Genomic DNA, 16,265 nt, shown 5'->3' on the forward strand with positions numbered 1-16,265 from the left:
TGCCATCTCCTTCGCCATCGGCATCGCCACCCGCGTCGGCGTCCCGGCGAACGACAGCCGCGACGCCGGGATAACTTCGCGCGGTTCGCGCACGCCTTCGGGGCGACGGGTCCGGTCCGGCTGAGGTCAAGATGAACGGACCAGCCTGCGATGTATTGCGTGCTCGGCACGTCCTTGCCAGCATCGGTCGCGAGCGCGCCGCGCAGAAACAGCGCGCGCAAGCTCTTGCACCGCGTAGTTGTAATGGTCACGGACCTGGGTCTGACGATCTTCGAATGCACGGTCGCCAGCAGAGCGTTCACCCAGCAATAGAAACGCATACGCGAATCGCGCGGCCCTGAGCCAAAGATCGAATCGCGCGTCGCTCCATTCGCAGGCGTTGGCCGGTGTGTTCGTGATGGCCATCTGCAACGACAGTTCGGCGAGGCTCGACAAACGCCAGTCGGTATTGATTCCGCCGACGGTCGAGACGGTATTGATGCAATCCAGCGGCTCGCGTTGGCAGGTGTTTCCATCAGACGGCCGGTCGACAGAATATCGCCGCGGCGCATCGCGATGAAGGATCCGGTGGACTCTACGCCCGGCAAATCGCTGGTGCGACCCATGCCGTTCGCCATAATGCGTATTGGCTCCAATGAGAAAGAATCCCGATTTAACTAATCACGGCTGCTCCTTCGGCGAACAAAGTCCTTGAGACCTCTAGCGTTCTTTCCGAGCGCACCATGGAATAAATTTATATGCCCGACGTAAGTCGCGAATCGATTGACGGCTAGCGCATGGATCGGCCATGATGCCCGTGACGAACTGCGAAAGGGCACAATGACGCACGCGTGACACGGGCAGCCCATCAGTGAACTGCGCGAAGTCATGAACGCCCTGTTGATCGTGCTGGAATCGCCGTCCATTCCGTACAGGGCGGACTAGTGAATTTCCACAGTGTTTCTTCGGCGTGGCGAAGCAGCTTGGCAGTTACACAGGATGCCTGATCAACGGAGCCTGAATGACGACGCATAACGTTGCCGGTCCGACAGAAGGAATGCGGACCACTATGAATCCCCGAGCAACCTGTAGAGCCTCGTAATCGCCGGCCCGCGAGCTACGTTGCCGCCGGGTGTGCGACATGGGTTGCACCAGCAGTCAGCCGAGGACGTCATGACCGCAAACCGTTCCGAAGCACCGCAGCCAGGCCGATCAGCCAGCGTCGCATTGACCGGCGTATTGTCGTGCGCGTTGGCCTGTGCGCTCGTCGGTTCGCTGTCGGGCTGCCAACGGCAGACCGAAACACAGAACGGCGAAACGAGGCCAGCCGTGCAGCTCACCAGGGTCGAACCGGCCGACGCCTCCGCCATTCGCATATTTACCGGGCGAGTCGAGCAGACCAGCATCTCGCCGCTCGCCTTCGAAGTATCGGGCCGCGTCGTGCAGATCGCGGTGCTCGAAGGCGCATCCGTGAAACGCGGGCAGGTGATCGCGCGTATCGATGAAGAACCCTACAAGCTGCAACTGCAACGTGCGAACGCGCAGTATCAGCAACTGAGCGACAACCTGAAGCGTCAGGCGGTGCTGCGCAAGGACGGGATTCTGTCACAGGCTGCTTATGAGCAGCTGTCGGCTGCCACGGACGCCGCACGCGCAGCACGCGACATGGCGAGCCGCGACTTGCGCAATAGCCGGCTCGTCGCGCCATTCGACGGCCGGATCGCTCGCCGCAACATCGAGATCCAGCAGGTCGTGCAGGCTGGCGCACCCGCTTTCAATCTGGAAAACATCGGCCGTGTCGATGTCGGCGTCGATCTGCCTCAGAGCATTGCCGAACGGCTGTTCGTCGACAAGACGCTGAGAGCCGAGGCGTGGCTGCGCGAGCGGCCGCAGAACCGCTTCGCGCTAGTGTTCCGCGAACGGACCACGCAGACCTCGCCGACTTCGGCCGGCTACCGGCTCGTGTTCTCGATCGAGGGACCGCATAGCGCCATGCTGTTACCCGGCATGGCGTTGAGGGTACAGATTTCCGACACGGCCCGGCAAGCTGCGCAAAACGACAATCAAGGCTACTTCGCGATTCCGATCGCGGCGGTGTCGATCGGCGCGGACGGTCAGCGCAGTCTCTGGCGCTATGATGCGGCGTCCGGCCGTGTGCATGCGGTGCCGGTCAGCGTGCGCGAAATTCGCAATGACGATGCGGTCGTCGCGGGTGCGGTCGCGGAGGGCGACCGGGTGGTGGCGGGCGGCTCGCAGTTCATGAAAGAGGGAATGGCGGTCCGTCCAATGGATGTGCCTCAATGAACCTCGCGCGCCCCCTGATCGAAAAGCCGTTGATCGCATGGGTTCTGACGCTGATCTCGCTGTTGGGCGGCCTTTTTGCGTACTACAACATCGGGCGGCTCGAAGACCCGAAGTTCACGATCAAGACTTCGGTCGTCGTGACGCTGTATCCGGGCGCGAGTGCGCACGAGGTCGAGCAGGAGGTGACAGACCGCCTCGAAAGCGCGATCCAGCAGATGCCGCAGGTCGAGAAGCTGACCTCGCGTTCGATGCCGGGCTACTCTGAAATCCGCGTCCAGATTCGCGACCAGTACACGTCGGCGCAATTGCCGCAAGTGTGGGACGAATTGCGCAACTCTGTGTCGGATGCGCAGGTACGGTTGCCGCCGGGGGCGGGCCCGACACTCGTGCTCGACCGCTTCGGCGACGTCTACGGGATGTTCTACGCGCTGACCGGCGAAGGCTATACGCAGGCGCAACTGTATGCATACGCGCGCGAACTGCGCCGCCAGTTGCTGACGCTCGACGACGTGTCCGACATCGTGATCGCCGGTCAGCAGCAGGAGCAGATCTCGGTCGACGTCGACCAGTCGCAACTGATCGCCAACAATCTTTCCACCGACGACCTCGCGCAGACGCTGTTCCTGCAGAACGAGGTGCGGCCCGCGGGCCGCGAGCGCGTCGGCGACTTGTCGTTGCGGATTGCGCCGACGGGCTCGCTCGATTCACTGCAGGCCATCCGCTCGCTGCCCGTCAACAATACGCCCGGCCCGCTTCTGCTCGGCGACATTGCTCGCGTGAGCCACGGCTACGCGACGATTCCGAACCAGGTCATTCACTACAACGGAGAGCCCGCGGTCACGATCGGCATCAGCGCGCGACCGCGCGTCAACGTGGTGAGGGTCGGCGAGCGCATCACGGCGAAACTCGCCGAACTGGAGCGCGACCGCCCGATCGGCATCAAACTGTACTCGCTTTACGATCAGCCGCAGGTCGTCGATGAGAGCGTGCGCGGTTTCATTTTCGACGTGTTCCTGTCCGTGTCGATCGTCGGTGTCGCGCTCGGCATCGGGCTTGGATGGCGTGCGGGGATCGTGCTCGGCGTCGAGTTATTCCTGTCGATTCTTGGCACGCTGCTCGTCATGTACGCGGCGGGGATCGAGTTGCAGCGCATTTCGCTCGGTGCGCTGATCATCGTGATGGGCATGCTGACCGATAACAGCATCGTGGTGGTCGAGGGCATGCTCGTGAGGGTGCAGCGAGGCAAGTCGCATCTCGAGGCGGCGACCGAGATTCTCAAACAAAGCCAATGGATTCTGCTTGCGTCTACCATCGTGGGGATTCTGGCTTTTTCGGGCATCGGTCTGTCGCCGGATGCGGTCGGCGAATTCTGTGCGTCGCTGTTCGCCGTCGCTGCGATTTCGCTGCTATTTAGCTGGGTGATCGCCATCGCGCTGACGCCGCTGTTCGGCACGTATCTTTTCAAGCCTGCGGACATCATCGATGAAGACCCGTTCAAGGCGAAGCTGTACAAGCGTTATGGCGAGTTGTTGTCATGGGTCACCCGACGGCGCGTGCTCGTGGTGATCGGCCTCGTCGCGCTGACGGTACTCGCCGGCTGGGCGTTCCGTTTTGTCGAGCAGAGCTTCTTCCCCGCGTCGACGACGCCGATCTTCTATGTCGATATGCGTTTGCCGCGCGGCGCCGATATTCGCGCGGTCGTCGAAAAGAGTCGCGAAGTCGAGAAGGTGCTGCTCGAGCATGCGGATGTGAGCAACGTGCAATCGTATATCGGCTCCGGCGCGACGCGCTTCTTCCTTGTCTACGATCCGGAGACGCGCGATCCGTCGTACGCGCAGTTCATCGTCGGCGCGAAGGACCTGCGCCTGATCGACGTGATGCTTCCGGACATCGAAGCGGATCTCAAGAAGCGCTTCCCCGAGCAGCACTGGACGGTGACGCGGCCGAACTTCGGCCCCGGCGGAGGCGCGGCAATTCAGGCGCGCTTCTCCGGTCCCGATCCGGCCGTGCTGCGTCGCTTGTCGCAGGAAGCGCAGAACGTGCTGAAGGCCGACGGCCGCATCATCGCGATCCGCGACGACTGGGAGAACCCGATCAGCATCGTGCGGCCGGAGTTCGACGAGTCGCGCGCGCGCTCGCTCGGTGTGACGCGCCGGCAGGTCACCGACACCATGGCTTATGCAACCGAGGGCCTGCGCGCGGGCATCTATCGCGAAGGCGATCAGTTGCTGCCGATCGTGCTGCTCTCGCCCGACTACACGCGCGGCGTCGCGGGTCTGCAGGACTTGCAGGTGTTCAGCGCCGGTCTGCGCCGCTACGTGCCGCTCGGCGACGTGGTCAACGGCTTCACGGTCGGGACCGAGGAAGGTCAGATTGCGCGCGAGGACCGGATTCGCACGATCACCGTATCGGCGAACCCTATCTACGGGCAGAACAGTGTCGACGCCTTCAACCGCATTCGCTCGGGCATCGAGGACATCAAGCTGCCTTCGGGCTATCGCTTCGAATGGGGCGGCGAGCACGAATCGTCGACGCGTGCGCAGCAGAGCCTGTTCCGGCAACTGCCGCTCGGCTTCATCGCGATGGCGTTGTTGGTGCTGATGATGTTCGGACGCCTGAAGCCTGCGCTCGTCGTGCTGCTCGTCGTGCCGATGTCGATCTGTGGCGTGACGATCGGTCTGCTGCTGTTCCGCGGCGCGTTCGGCTTCATGGCGTTGCTCGGTCTATTGAGTCTGATCGGCATGCTGATCAAGAACGCTGTCGTGCTCGTCGAAGAGATGGATGCGCAGGTCGCCGCCGGCGTACCGCGCATGCAGGCGGTGACCCACGGTGCGATGAGCCGCTTGCGTCCGGTGATGCTGTCGGCCGGCACGACGGCGCTCGGCATGGCGCCTCTGTTGTGGGACCCGTTCTTCAAGGACATGGCGATTACGATCATGTCGGGCCTTGCTTTCGCCACCGTACCGACGATGGTCGCCGTGCCGGCGCTGTACTCGATGCTGTTCTCAATCAAGCAGGCGGAATGGGAGCCGGGCCGACACCCGGAAGCAAGATGATCCGCGCGCGCCACTGTCTTTTCGCCGTCGCGGCGCTGCTGCTCGAAGCAGGTTGTTCGGGTTCGTTGCAGCTGGAAAAGCCCGCCGCCTTTCCGCCGCAGTATTCGGAGGCCCAACCGGACGCGGCGGCCCCGATGTCCGCGCAGGATCTCGCCGCATGGTGGACCCAGTACCACGATCCGACGCTGAACAAACTGATCGAACTCGCGCTCGCGCGCAACTTCGACATCGCCACCGCTTACGCGCGCGTCGATCAGGTGCAGGCCGGGATTCGATTGGCTCGCTCGCAACTGTTGCCATCGCTCGGTGCGAGCGTGAGCGGCGCAAAGTTTCACGGCGGCGAGACACAGCTCGAGTTCGCGCAGTTCCTCGGCATCACCAATACCGATGCGCAGTTCTGGCGAGTCGGATTGCAGGCACAATGGGAGATCGATCTGTTCGGCCAGGGACGCTCGCGGCTCTCGGCGGCACGGGAGCAGGTACGCGCGGCAGCGGGCGATGCGGAAGCGGTGCGCCTGAGCGTGGTGTCGGGTGTCGCGGATCTGTACGTCACGTACCGCGGCCTGTTGCGTCAGCGCACGATCCTGTTGCAAAGCCGCGCGATCGCGGACGACTTCGTCGACATCGCCGAAAAGAGCTTTACCGCGGGCCTCGTGATGAGTACCGACATCGAAGCGGCGCGCGCTGGCCGTGCGCAGGTCGATGCGCGTTTGCAGGACTTGGAGAACGGCATCGCTCAGGCGCGGCTGAATTTGCAGAATCTGTGCGGCTTGCAGCCAGCGGAGTTCGCGGGAATCCTCGATGAAAGCGACACGCTGATGACCGCGCTGCCGCATATCGAGCCCGGCCAACCCGTCGATCTGCTGATGCGGCGCCCGGATCTGATCGCGGCGCAGGCCCGCGTGAATGCGGCGGTCAGACAGTCGGATGTCGCGCGACTCGACTACTGGCCGACCATATCGCTAAGCGGCATGCTCGCGCGCAACGGTTGGGAGTTCGCAGGTCAAAACCTCGGGACCAGCACGTTCTGGCTATTCGGCGCGGCGATGGCAATGCCGCTGATCGACTTCGGCGCGCGGCGCTCGCAGGTGGAGTCGTCGGATGCGCAGGCGCAGCAGGCGATGTTCAACTACGAAAAGACCGCGCTCGGCGCGTTCTATGACGTCGAGCGTGCGCTGGCGCGTTTGAACCGGCAGGACGAGTTGTTCAACGCGCGCAATGAAGAAGTCGCGCGTCGTACCACGCAGCTGAACCAGGTGCGACGTCGCTACGAGCTCGGCGATACCGGCCGTGTCGATATCGATCAGGTGCGGGTTGCGCTGCTCGAAAGCCAGTCGTCGCAGGCGAGGGAAGAGGTCGGCAAACTGCAGGCACAGTTCGCGCTGTTCAGAGCGATGGGGGGCGGCTGGTTGGCCAATCCGCCAGTCGCTGCGAATCCACAAACGCCGACGGGGCCCGCGGCCGCCGCCGGGAACGCACCGGCGCCGGCGTCACAATGAGCGACGACGAGGCACCGCAAACGCACGAAACATTCGCAAGGCCGTTGGCTTCGGTCGGGAGGACTAACAGGAGATGCGCAACGTACGCGTACCTGCTCCGCGTAAGTCCCTTTCTGGAAGAAATCAGCTTCTCTGAAGGGTGAACGATGGCAACCCAGGTCGAGACGAAACTGTCGTTACCCGCATTGACCGCGATGGTCGTCGGCTCAATGGTGGGCGCAGGGATATTCTCGTTGCCGCGCAATTTCGCACGCGCGACCGGACCGTTCGGCGCCGTCATTGCATGGTGCGTGGCGGGCATCGGCATGTATGCGCTGGCGCGCGTGTTCCAGGCGCTCGCACAGCGCCGGCCCGAACTCGATGCCGGCGTGTTCGCCTATGCGCGAGCGGGCTTTGGCGATTATGCGGGCTTTCTGTCCGCATTCGGCTACTGGATGGCCGGCTGCTTCGGCAACGTGTCGTACTGGGTGCTGATCAAATCGACGCTCGGCGCTTTCGTCCCCGCCTTCGGCGAAGGCAATACGGCGACCGCGATCATCGTGTCGTCGGTGGGCATCTGGCTGTTTCATCTGGTGATGCTGCGCGGTGTCCAGCAGGCCACGATGATCAACACGATCGTGACGGTCGCGAAAGTGATTCCGATCGTGCTGTTCATCGTGATACTGATCGCGCTGTTTCGCGCCGACATGTTTCATGCAAATCTGCGGGAAGGCAACGATCAGCTCGGCAACGGCTTGTTCTCGCAGGTTCGCGCGACGATGCTCGTCACCGTCTTCGTGTTCGTCGGTATCGAAGGTGCGAGCGTGTACTCGCGCTACGCGAAAAAGCGCTCGGACGTCGGCGCCGCGACGATCACCGGCTTCGTCGCGGTGCTGTGTCTGCTGGTGCTGGTGACTCTGCTGCCTTACGCGAGCTTGCCGCGCGCCGATCTCGCGGTGATGCGCCAGCCGTCGATGGCCGCGGTACTCGGCGCGCTGCTCGGCCCATTCGGCGTCGTGTTCATCAGCGCCGGTCTGATCATTTCGATCCTTGGTGCATACCTCGCATGGTCGCTGATCTGTGCCGAGGTGCTGTTCGCCGCTGCGCGTCTCGAGACGATGCCGCGCATCTTCGCGCGACAAAACGAGCGCAAGCTGCCGGTCGCGGCGATCTGGCTCACGAGCACCGTGGTGCAGTGTTTCGTCATCAGCACGTACTGGTCGACCGATGCGTTTGCGCTGATGCTCAATCTGACGAGCTCGATGGCGCTGATTCCGTATTTCCTCGTGGCTGCGTACGGCATCAAGGCTGCGCGTCGCGATAGTGGACAGAATGGCGGCACCTTGAGCGGTGCGTTGCGCACCGAGTATTTCGTCGCTATGTTCGCGACGTTCTATACGGCCTTTCTGCTGTTCGCGGGCGGCCTGAAGTTCCTGATGCTATCGGCACTGCTTTATGCGCCCGGTACGGTGCTGTATGTCTTGGCCAAACGCGAGCGCGGCATGCGGGTGTTTTCGAAAGTCGAGTGGGTCATCTTTGCCGTCGCGGCCTGCGGCGCGATTGCCGCGCTGATCGGCCTCGCGACCGGCACGATCGTCATCTGAGCGGTCGATCATCGTAGTCGCGCGAGCGCGGCTCGATCGGAACGTGTTCGCGGGAGAGCGATCGCAGCATGGACAAGCGCGTCAGACTTTCAGCGCCGGGCCTGATGGCGATGGTGATCGGCTCGATGGTCGGGGTGGGCGTCTTTTCGTTGCCGCAGGCGCTCGGCAAATATACCGGCGTCGTCGGGTCGTTGATCAGCTGGGCCATCACCGGCTCCGGCATGCTGATACTCGCGCTGATCTTTCAACGGCTCGCATGGCGCAAGGCCGAGCTCGACGTCGGCGTCTATACATATGCGCGCGTCGGGTTCGGACGCTATACGGGATTTCTGTCGGCGTTCGGCTACTGGTGCGCCAGCTGTCTCGGCAATGTGGCCTATCTCGTGCTGATCAAGTCCGCGCTCGCGATCGTCGTGCCCTCGTTCGGCGCCGGCAATACGTCTAGCGCGATCGTCAGTTCCTCGCTGATGATCTGGGTGTTTCACTATCTGATTCTGCGCGGCGTGAAGGGCTCGTCGATTGCGAATGCGTCTATGACGGTCGCCAAGTTGCTCGCGCTGGGACTGTTCGCGGTGCTCGTGCTGTCGAGCGTCGAGTGGCGGGTGTTCGTCGCGAATCTGTGGACCGGTCCCGAGCCGTCGGCGACCGGTCTTTTCGATGAGGTGCGCAAGACGATGTTGGGGACGGTCTTCGTGTTTCTCGGCGTCGAAGGCGCGAGCGTTTATTCACGGCACGCGCGCGAACGGCGCGACGTCGCGTCGCGACCGTGGTCGGCTTTCTATGCGTGCTTGCGTTGATGGTCATGGTCACGTTGTTGTCGTATGGCGTATTGCCGCTCGAGCAGCTGGGTACGCTAAAAAATCCGTCGATGGCTGGCGTGCTGAGCGCCGCGGTCGGTGCCTGGGGCGCGGTCGTGGTCAAGCTCGGCCTGTTGATATCGGTACTCGGCTCCTATCTCGCATGGACGCTGATCGCCGTCGAAATTCTGCACGCGGCGGGCAAGAGCCGTACGATGCCCGCGTTTCTCGGCCGAGAAAACCGCAACCACGTACCGGTCGCCGCGCTATGGATGACGAGCCTCGTGATCCAGGCGTTTCTGATCGTGACGCTGTTTTCGAAAGAAGCGTTCACGCTGGCCAAGGAGTTCACGACATCGATGAGTCTGATTCCATATCTGTTCGTCGCCGGCTATGGATTGAAGCTCGCCGCGAGCGGCGAATCGTATGCGGGGCAGCCGTGGTCACGGCGCATCGATTTTATGCTCGCGCTGATGGGCTGCGTCTATGCGCTCTTTCTCGTGTACGCGGGCGCCCTGCATTATCTGTTGATGTCGACCGTGCTTTACACGGCGGCGACTGCATGGTTCTACATCGCCGAGCGCCACAAGGGAAAACGGCCTGTGTTTACGCCGCTGGAACGCTGGCTGTTCATCGTGGTTCTGCTTACCGCGCTGGTCGCGTTCGCCGATCTCGTGCGCAATCATTTCGGGGCTTGAGCATATCAGTGCCGCTCGCAGGTGAGGACGGTGCTCAGGAGATAGCTTGCCGCGCGCCGCGGGGCTCACATCAGCGCGGCCTCGCGAATGCAGCGAATGAAATGGTCGGCCGGGCGCGTGTGAATCGCGCCTTCGCGCTGCATCAGATGCAATCTCGCAGTGCGCGACGTTTCAACGAAATCCAGCCTTTTCATATGCCCCGTCGAGTTCACGAGTTCGAGCGTGTGCGAAGCCCAGGCCATCACGGCGTCGATGCTGAGTGCGAGGCTGTACATCAGCGATTGCGACGTGCAGCGAGTGATCCGGCTCGGCAGCGGCAGGCCCTGACGGTTGAACAGATCGGCGACGAATTGCGGATAGTCGTCGGTAGTGTCGGAGTGGACCCATTCGACATCGCACAGATCGGCGAGCGAACTGGCCTTCGCGAGCGCGCCGTTCGCGCGCACTGCGAACGCCAAAGGATAAGACAGCAGTTCCGAACATTCGATCGACGAATCGGCGGACGATTCGGTCGCCGCGGCGAGCGCGAAATCGAGGGAACCCTGCGCCGACCGCGGACCAGGTGGATCTCGCTACCAACATTGCGAAAGGCGTACACGGTGTTCAGTCGGTGACGAGCCGCGTCGTGGTGCGCAAGGAATTCAGCACACGGGGCAGCAACTACCGAGGAATCGCGACGGGTCCGACTGGGCCTAGATGTTGACTCGAAGCACGACGTTGCTCGTCGTCATTGCTGCTTCTTGTGGAACGCTCAACGTACTTGCCGCTCGCAAGCGTGTCTGGAGAGCACCTTGAGCCAAGCACTCCTTGTACCTATGACGCATATAGGAATTCTCCGATTTTTTTCCTGTTAGCGCCCCGTACAATCCGGCTAAGTTGAAGGCGGGAGTCTTTTAAATTCTCGCCGCTGAGCGGGGCGCGTTGCGCTATCCCGTCTTCATGATGATCCATGTCAGGTTGCACGCGAAAAATTACTTTGTTTTTACCAAAAGCGCACCGACCCGCTCAGCGATTTCAATTGATTCAAATAAACAGTGGCTCAAAAACCTCCGACGAGTGGCATGGGCGAGATATCCCCGCGCCCTTTCCGTCATGTAACGGCGTGAAATGACATCGTACTTTGGTAACAAAGCATGCAGGTGTGTCTGCACGAGAAAGGTATTCACCAGCGTGGTATGGAGTGCGAGTGAACAAAATCAGAGTGGCTATTGCCGACGATCATCCATTCATTCTCCTCGGCGTCGAGCATCTTCTCCAGCGTTGTCCGGATATTCAGGTCTGTTTCAAAAGCGAAACGATTGGCCAGCTTCTCCAGCTGTTGGTTGAAGTACCAGTCGATGTGCTCGTGTGCGACTACGAATTCGAAGGCGATCCGTATGCCGATGGTCTCAATCTTCTTGATCGCATCCGGCGTGTCGCTCCAACCTTACGAGTAGTGTTCCTGAGTACGCACTCTTCCACGCACCTCATTTCGGCTGCGCTCAATGCGGGGGCGGCCGGCTTTGTCGGTAAGGGGCCGGAGGGCTTTGTCAGCCTTACCGCTGCCATTCGTGCCGCCAAAAATAAGAGCGTCTTTCTGCCTGATTCCATTGCGAACAAGATGTTGCGCGCAACGGCGCGCGCAGCGGAAGGCGGATCTTCTCTCAATTTGCTATCCAAAAATGAGTCGACAGTCGTGCGAATGATCTGCGACGGCATGTCGATCGCCACAATCGCCGAGCGGCTCAATCGCAGTCCCAAGACCGTCAGCAATCAGAAGAACGCTGGCATGAAGAAGCTGGGTGCCAGAAACGACGTAGAACTCGTCACGATCGTGCGCGAGTGGTCCTGCTCGTAGCTATTGCCGCGATCCCCAGGCGGATTCTGTAGTTCTCCTAGCGCCTTTTCCTACCGTATGGCGGTCCTGACATCGACTCAGTTCGAGGAATCGACACGCCGTTTGTCGGCTGTCCCATATGGGATTTCATTTTGGGTATCGGCCCATTAACACCGATCTTCTTCAATGACATCATTCCTCTGCCTTGACGATCGCTGGGGAGCTCCGGCTTCACAAGGGTGTGTAGTTTTGAAATAGCAACAAAGAGGAATCTCATGAAAAAACAAGTGACGCAACTCATGATCGCGGTGGCCGGCCTGTCCGTCGCGCCGATGGTTTTCGCTCAAGCCGCACCGGGCACAGGTCAGGTAACGTTCAACGGCGAACTGATCGACGACACCTGCGTGATTAACGCCGGTGACGACGACAAGACGGTCACGCTGCCTACCCTGTCTACCCAGTCGCTGGTTGCAGCTGGCCAAACCGCCGGCTCCAGGATGTTCGAAATTTCGGTGTCGCAGTGCCCGGCAACGCTGAACAATGTCGCGGCGCATTTCGAGACCACGAACATGGACCCGGCTACGCGTAATGCCATCAATCAGGCAAGCACTTCGCCGGCTTCCAATGTCGAAGTGCAATTGCTTGACAGTGATGGCAATACGCCAATTCTTCTGGGTAGCACGGGTTCGTTCGTTCCTGTCGCGAGCAACGGCACCGCAACGATGAACTACGGCGGCCGGTACTACGCAACGAACAAAACCACGGCCGGTAACGTGACGGCTGTTGTTCGCTACACGTTGGCATATCAGTAAGCCAGTCCAAGCCGAATGGCATCGGGTTGCGCTTCTTCTCTGAAGGCAACCCGAATTGACATTCCGCTTATCGGTCGCGTGGAGGAGCGAGTGTCTTCAATGAAATTCTCTAGATATCTGGCTGCGGCCATAGCGTGCAGTGTCGCGTCGTTTGCTGCACAAGCTGCTATCACCATTACCGGTACGCGAGTTATTTATCCGGCGCAAAACCGTGAAGTCAACGTTCGTTTGAACAATGTTGAGAGCCGCCCGGTCCTGGTCCAAGCGTGGCTGGACGACGGCGATGCGGCAGCTGCGCCGAATGAAATCAAGGTGCCGTTTACGTTGTTGCCAGCCGTATTTCGAGTCGAACCTCACCGAGGTCAGGCTTTGCGCATCATGTTCGCGGGCGGCGACCTGCCAGTTGACCGTGAAACAGTCTACTGGTTGAACGTTCTCGAAATTCCGCCGAAGCCTAAGGACGCTGATGACCGGAACATGATTCAGCTCGCGTTCCGTACGCGTATCAAGATGTTTTACCGGCCCGCATCGTTGCTCGATGACCCAACGGCGGGGCGAGCTCAACTGAAGTGGCATGTCGAGTCGGATGACAAAGGTCAGAGGGTCATTCGTCTCGACAACCCATCGCCCTACTACATTTCCGTCGGCATGGCGGAAGTAGAGACGGCAGGCAAGAAAATCGCTCTGTTGCCCACTATGGCACCTCCGTTCGGGCACGTTGATCTCCATCCACAAGAAGGAAAGCTGGATATCAAAGCTCCTGCCACGGTTTCCTACACAGTTCTGAACGACTTCGGCACAGCGATCAAGGACTCGGCGGTGGTGGTAGGAGTGCAAAGCGCGGAAGCGCAAAAGAATCAATAACTGGAATACGGTATGTCGGGCGTGCGGAACAGTAAGACGGCGGTTGCAACAGTATTCACTAATGTCCCTTTCCGATTCCACCCACTGGCGTGGGCGGCAATCGTAGCGTCGGGCTGGGTCTTTTCCGCGAATTCCGCGGTCGCCGCATGTGCGCCGGATTCGGGCGGGGCGACGCCGCCCAGCGACTGCTCGGCGTCCGAACTGCCGCAGCAGGCAGTTGGTGCCAACGTAGAAGCTGCGCATACAGATGCGTCATCTGACTTGCCGACATTGAATGCGCCGTCTGTGGAAGCTCCGCAAGAAGTCGAGTTCAATCCCGCGTTCTTCACGGGCAACGTCGCCGATCTGTCGCGCTATACGCGAGGTAATCCTGTTGCTCCGGGTGTTTATCCGGTCGAACTGCTCGTCAATGGTAAGAAGCGTGGACGCTTCGATGTCGTTTTTCAGGCGGTACCGGACTCGGATATCGCCAGGCCTTGCTTCACGATATCCAGCCTGGACCGGGCTGGCGTAGATACCGAACGCGTGATCCAACGGCTAACGGAAACCGGAAAGGGCGACGTCGACGATACAGATGCGTCATCGCAATGCGTGCCGCTGGCGGAAGCCATACCAGGATCGCTGGCATCGTTCAACAGCGCCGATCTCCAACTCGATCTGTCGATTCCACAGATCGAACTGCGCAAGGAGGCTGCCGGTTATGTCGATCCATCCCGTTGGGACAACGGGATCAACGCAGGCTTCGTGCAATACAGTCTCGCCAGCTATACGACTCACCAGAACAATGGGAGCGGAGACTTCAGCAGTGCCTACCTCGGTCTGCAAAGCGGATTCAACGTGAACGGCTGGCGTTTCCGGCAGTGGGCCACGGCAAGCGTGCAGAACCGGAGTCCCGACGCGCATTGGCAAAGTGTCGCGCTGTTCGCGCAGCACGATGTCACGGCGCTTAAAAGTCAATTGACGATCGGCGACAGCTCGACGAGCGGTGACGTCTTCGATTCGTTCAACGTGCGTGGCGTCCAGCTTTCGAGCGACGACCGCATGTTGCCGGATTCCATGCGCTCCTACGCACCGGTTGTGCGTGGCGTGGCCGATACCAATGCACGCATCATCGTCCGTCAGAACAACGTCATCGTGGCGGAGACCAGCGTACCGCCGGGACCATTTGAATTGAGCGACCTGCCGGCTACCGGCTATGGCGGCGACCTTCAGGTCACTATTGCAGAATCCGACGGCCGCCAGCGGACTTTTCTGGTTCCGTTCGCGTCAGTCCCGCAGTTGTTGCGGCCAGGTGTTTCACGTTTCAATCTGACGACCGGTGTCTATCGCGATACCGTGCTGGATAGCCATCCGTGGGTGGCGCAGGCGGTTTATCAGCGCGGCCTGACAAACCTGTGGACCGGCTACACCGGTGCAGAGTTTGCGGAAGGTTACTGGGCAGGGCTGGTCGGTGTCGCGCTCAATACGCCGCTCGGCGCATTCGCGTTTGACGTAACCGCGGCCGGAACGAATATTCCCGGCATATCGGGTGGTCGTCCCGGCTACAGTACCCGGATCAGCTACAGCAAGCTTCTTCCGGGGCCGAACACGAATTTTTCGGTTGCGGCCTACCGCTACTCGACCGCACGCTTCTATAGCCTGCGTGACGCGATGTACGCGCGATATGGCTCGCGAGACATCACGGGTCAGTATGACTACCGCACGCGCAGCCGTCTGCAACTGAACGTCAACCAACCGATCGGCGAGTCTAGTTCTTTTTATATCGCCGGCAGTTCGCAGAACTACTGGGGCGCGTCGAAGGGCTACGATCTGCAATATCAGGTTGGCTTCAACAGCGCGTACAAACGGGTGTCCTACTCGCTGTATGCGCAACGCACGCGCCTGCAAAACTCGAAGATCAGCACGCAGGTGGGCTTGAACCTGACGATTCCGCTCGGTAAGGTCGACTCGAACGAGCATCGTATGTTCGACTATCTGACCACCAACGTTGCGCGCAGCTCGAACGGGGACAGCACGATCCAGGCCACTGCGTCGGGCAACACGACCGGAGCCACGCCGATCAACTACGGTGTCAACGCATCGAGGATCGTCGCCGGTGACAATCGAACCGTTTCCGCAGGCGGTTACGCGATGTATCGCGCGCCTTTCGGTACGTACAACCTCAATGCATCGATCAGCAATCAGACCCGTCAAGCCGCATTCAACGCCGACGGCGCGGTCGTCATTCACAGCGGCGGCGTCACGCTGAGCCCGCCACTCGGTCAGGCGTTCGCGCTCGTCGAAGCGAAAGGCGCAGAGGGTGGCCGGATTATCAATGGCCAGGGCGCGCGAATCGACGGCCACGGCTATGCGGTGGTGTCTTCGTTGACGCCATACCGGGTCAACACGGTCGCGCTGGATCCGAGCGACGTGCCGCTCGACGTTGAACTGGGCAACACGAGTGAAGAAGTCGTGCCGCGCGCGAATTCGCTGGTGAAGGTGAAGATTGCGACGACGCAGGGCACACCTATCTTCGCGGAGGTCATGGATCGGGAAGGCAAAGCCATGCCGATGGGCGCCGAGTTGTTCGATGAATCCGAGAAATCGGTGGGCATCGTCGGTCAGGGCGGTCTCGCGTATCTGCGCGGCCTCGAGCACGAAGGCAAGCTGCTGGTGCGCTGGGGCAACCGGGCAGCAGAGCAGTGCGTGATGCGGTACACGGTGCCAGCCGACGACAAAGCGGACGGCAGCCCTCACGCGGGAATCGTTGCGCGCATCAAACTGAGCTGTGATCCAGCGCTTGTCTGGTCCGCGCCGGCAAAGCCCGTCGCGCGGCGTTCAGCGGGCGCGGCGCTTGTCAGTTCGCTTCGCTGAAGGC

Annotated in this window: 9 protein-coding genes and 2 pseudogenes; 9 read left to right on the forward strand and 2 right to left on the reverse strand. The window is 61.0% G+C overall.

Translation table 11 applies throughout. The features are described 5' to 3' along the window. Nucleotides 1–126 precede the first annotated feature (126 nt). Entirely contained in the window at nucleotides 127–435 is a 309-nt protein-coding gene (locus AB3X86_RS23840) for a hypothetical protein (RefSeq protein WP_368597920.1), read from the reverse strand. A 717-nt stretch (nucleotides 436–1,152) separates the two neighbouring features. Between AB3X86_RS23840 and AB3X86_RS23845 the strand changes: the two genes are divergently transcribed. The 5 genes and pseudogenes from AB3X86_RS23845 to AB3X86_RS23865 all read left to right on the forward strand — a co-directional run bounded on the left by AB3X86_RS23845 (nucleotide 1,153) and on the right by AB3X86_RS23865 (nucleotide 9,916). After that, nucleotides 1,153–2,283, forward strand: coding sequence for an efflux RND transporter periplasmic adaptor subunit (locus AB3X86_RS23845; RefSeq protein WP_368597921.1), 1,131 nt, complete (start codon nucleotides 1,153–1,155; stop codon nucleotides 2,281–2,283). Further along, the gene (locus AB3X86_RS23850; RefSeq protein WP_368597922.1) at nucleotides 2,280–5,339 is read left to right on the forward strand and encodes an efflux RND transporter permease subunit; all 3,060 of its coding nucleotides are present in this window, start codon (nucleotides 2,280–2,282) and stop codon (nucleotides 5,337–5,339) included. The genes AB3X86_RS23845 and AB3X86_RS23850 overlap by 4 nt, the downstream gene beginning before the upstream one ends. Next, nucleotides 5,336–6,838, forward strand: a complete 1,503-nt coding sequence (locus AB3X86_RS23855) for an efflux transporter outer membrane subunit (protein WP_368597923.1) — start codon at nucleotides 5,336–5,338, stop codon at nucleotides 6,836–6,838. Before AB3X86_RS23850 ends, AB3X86_RS23855 begins: the two co-directional genes overlap by 4 nt. Nucleotides 6,839–6,984: 146 nt before the next feature. Continuing rightward, nucleotides 6,985–8,421, forward strand: coding sequence for a basic amino acid/polyamine antiporter (locus AB3X86_RS23860; protein WP_368597924.1), 1,437 nt, complete (start codon nucleotides 6,985–6,987; stop codon nucleotides 8,419–8,421). A 125-nt stretch (nucleotides 8,422–8,546) separates the two neighbouring features. Then, nucleotides 8,547–9,916, forward strand: a pseudogene (locus AB3X86_RS23865) (basic amino acid/polyamine antiporter). A 65-nt stretch (nucleotides 9,917–9,981) separates the two neighbouring features. Here AB3X86_RS23865 and AB3X86_RS23870 read toward each other — a convergent pair. Beyond that, nucleotides 9,982–10,452: pseudogene (locus tag AB3X86_RS23870) on the reverse strand (LysR substrate-binding domain-containing protein); the annotation flags it as partial. A gap of 650 nt (nucleotides 10,453–11,102) precedes the next feature. Here AB3X86_RS23870 and AB3X86_RS23875 point away from each other — a divergent pair. The 4 genes from AB3X86_RS23875 to AB3X86_RS23890 all read left to right on the forward strand — a co-directional run bounded on the left by AB3X86_RS23875 (nucleotide 11,103) and on the right by AB3X86_RS23890 (nucleotide 16,261). Continuing rightward, on the forward strand, nucleotides 11,103–11,753 hold the full coding sequence (locus AB3X86_RS23875) for a response regulator transcription factor (protein ID WP_176378518.1): 651 nt from the start codon (nucleotides 11,103–11,105) through the stop codon (nucleotides 11,751–11,753). Nucleotides 11,754–12,007: 254 nt separating this feature from the next. Further along, the gene (locus tag AB3X86_RS23880) at nucleotides 12,008–12,544 is read left to right on the forward strand and encodes a fimbrial protein (protein ID WP_368597925.1); all 537 of its coding nucleotides are present in this window, start codon (nucleotides 12,008–12,010) and stop codon (nucleotides 12,542–12,544) included. Nucleotides 12,545–12,643: 99 nt separating this feature from the next. After that, the gene (locus AB3X86_RS23885) at nucleotides 12,644–13,408 is read left to right on the forward strand and encodes a fimbria/pilus periplasmic chaperone (RefSeq protein WP_368597926.1); all 765 of its coding nucleotides are present in this window, start codon (nucleotides 12,644–12,646) and stop codon (nucleotides 13,406–13,408) included. Nucleotides 13,409–13,693: 285 nt separating this feature from the next. Next, a complete protein-coding gene (locus AB3X86_RS23890) occupies nucleotides 13,694–16,261 on the forward strand; it encodes a fimbria/pilus outer membrane usher protein (RefSeq protein ID WP_368597927.1) in 2,568 nt (855 codons plus the stop codon). The last annotated feature ends 4 nt before the right edge of the window (nucleotides 16,262–16,265 follow it).

This window comes from Paraburkholderia sp. BR14374 (assembly GCF_040948685.1).
Taxonomy (GTDB): domain Bacteria; phylum Pseudomonadota; class Gammaproteobacteria; order Burkholderiales; family Burkholderiaceae; genus Paraburkholderia; species Paraburkholderia youngii.

Excerpts from the sequence above, each read along its gene's own strand:
- AB3X86_RS23850 (WP_368597922.1), top strand. The coding sequence starts at position 2,280 with ATGAACCTCGCGCGCCCCCTGATCGAAAAGCCGTTGATCGCATGGGTT.
- AB3X86_RS23845 (WP_368597921.1), top strand. The coding sequence starts at position 1,153 with ATGACCGCAAACCGTTCCGAAGCACCGCAGCCAGGCCGATCAGCCAGC.
- AB3X86_RS23885 (WP_368597926.1), top strand. The coding sequence starts at position 12,644 with ATGAAATTCTCTAGATATCTGGCTGCGGCCATAGCGTGCAGTGTCGCG.
- AB3X86_RS23860 (WP_368597924.1), top strand. The coding sequence starts at position 6,985 with ATGGCAACCCAGGTCGAGACGAAACTGTCGTTACCCGCATTGACCGCG.
- AB3X86_RS23880 (WP_368597925.1), top strand. The coding sequence starts at position 12,008 with ATGAAAAAACAAGTGACGCAACTCATGATCGCGGTGGCCGGCCTGTCC.
- AB3X86_RS23855 (WP_368597923.1), top strand. The coding sequence starts at position 5,336 with ATGATCCGCGCGCGCCACTGTCTTTTCGCCGTCGCGGCGCTGCTGCTC.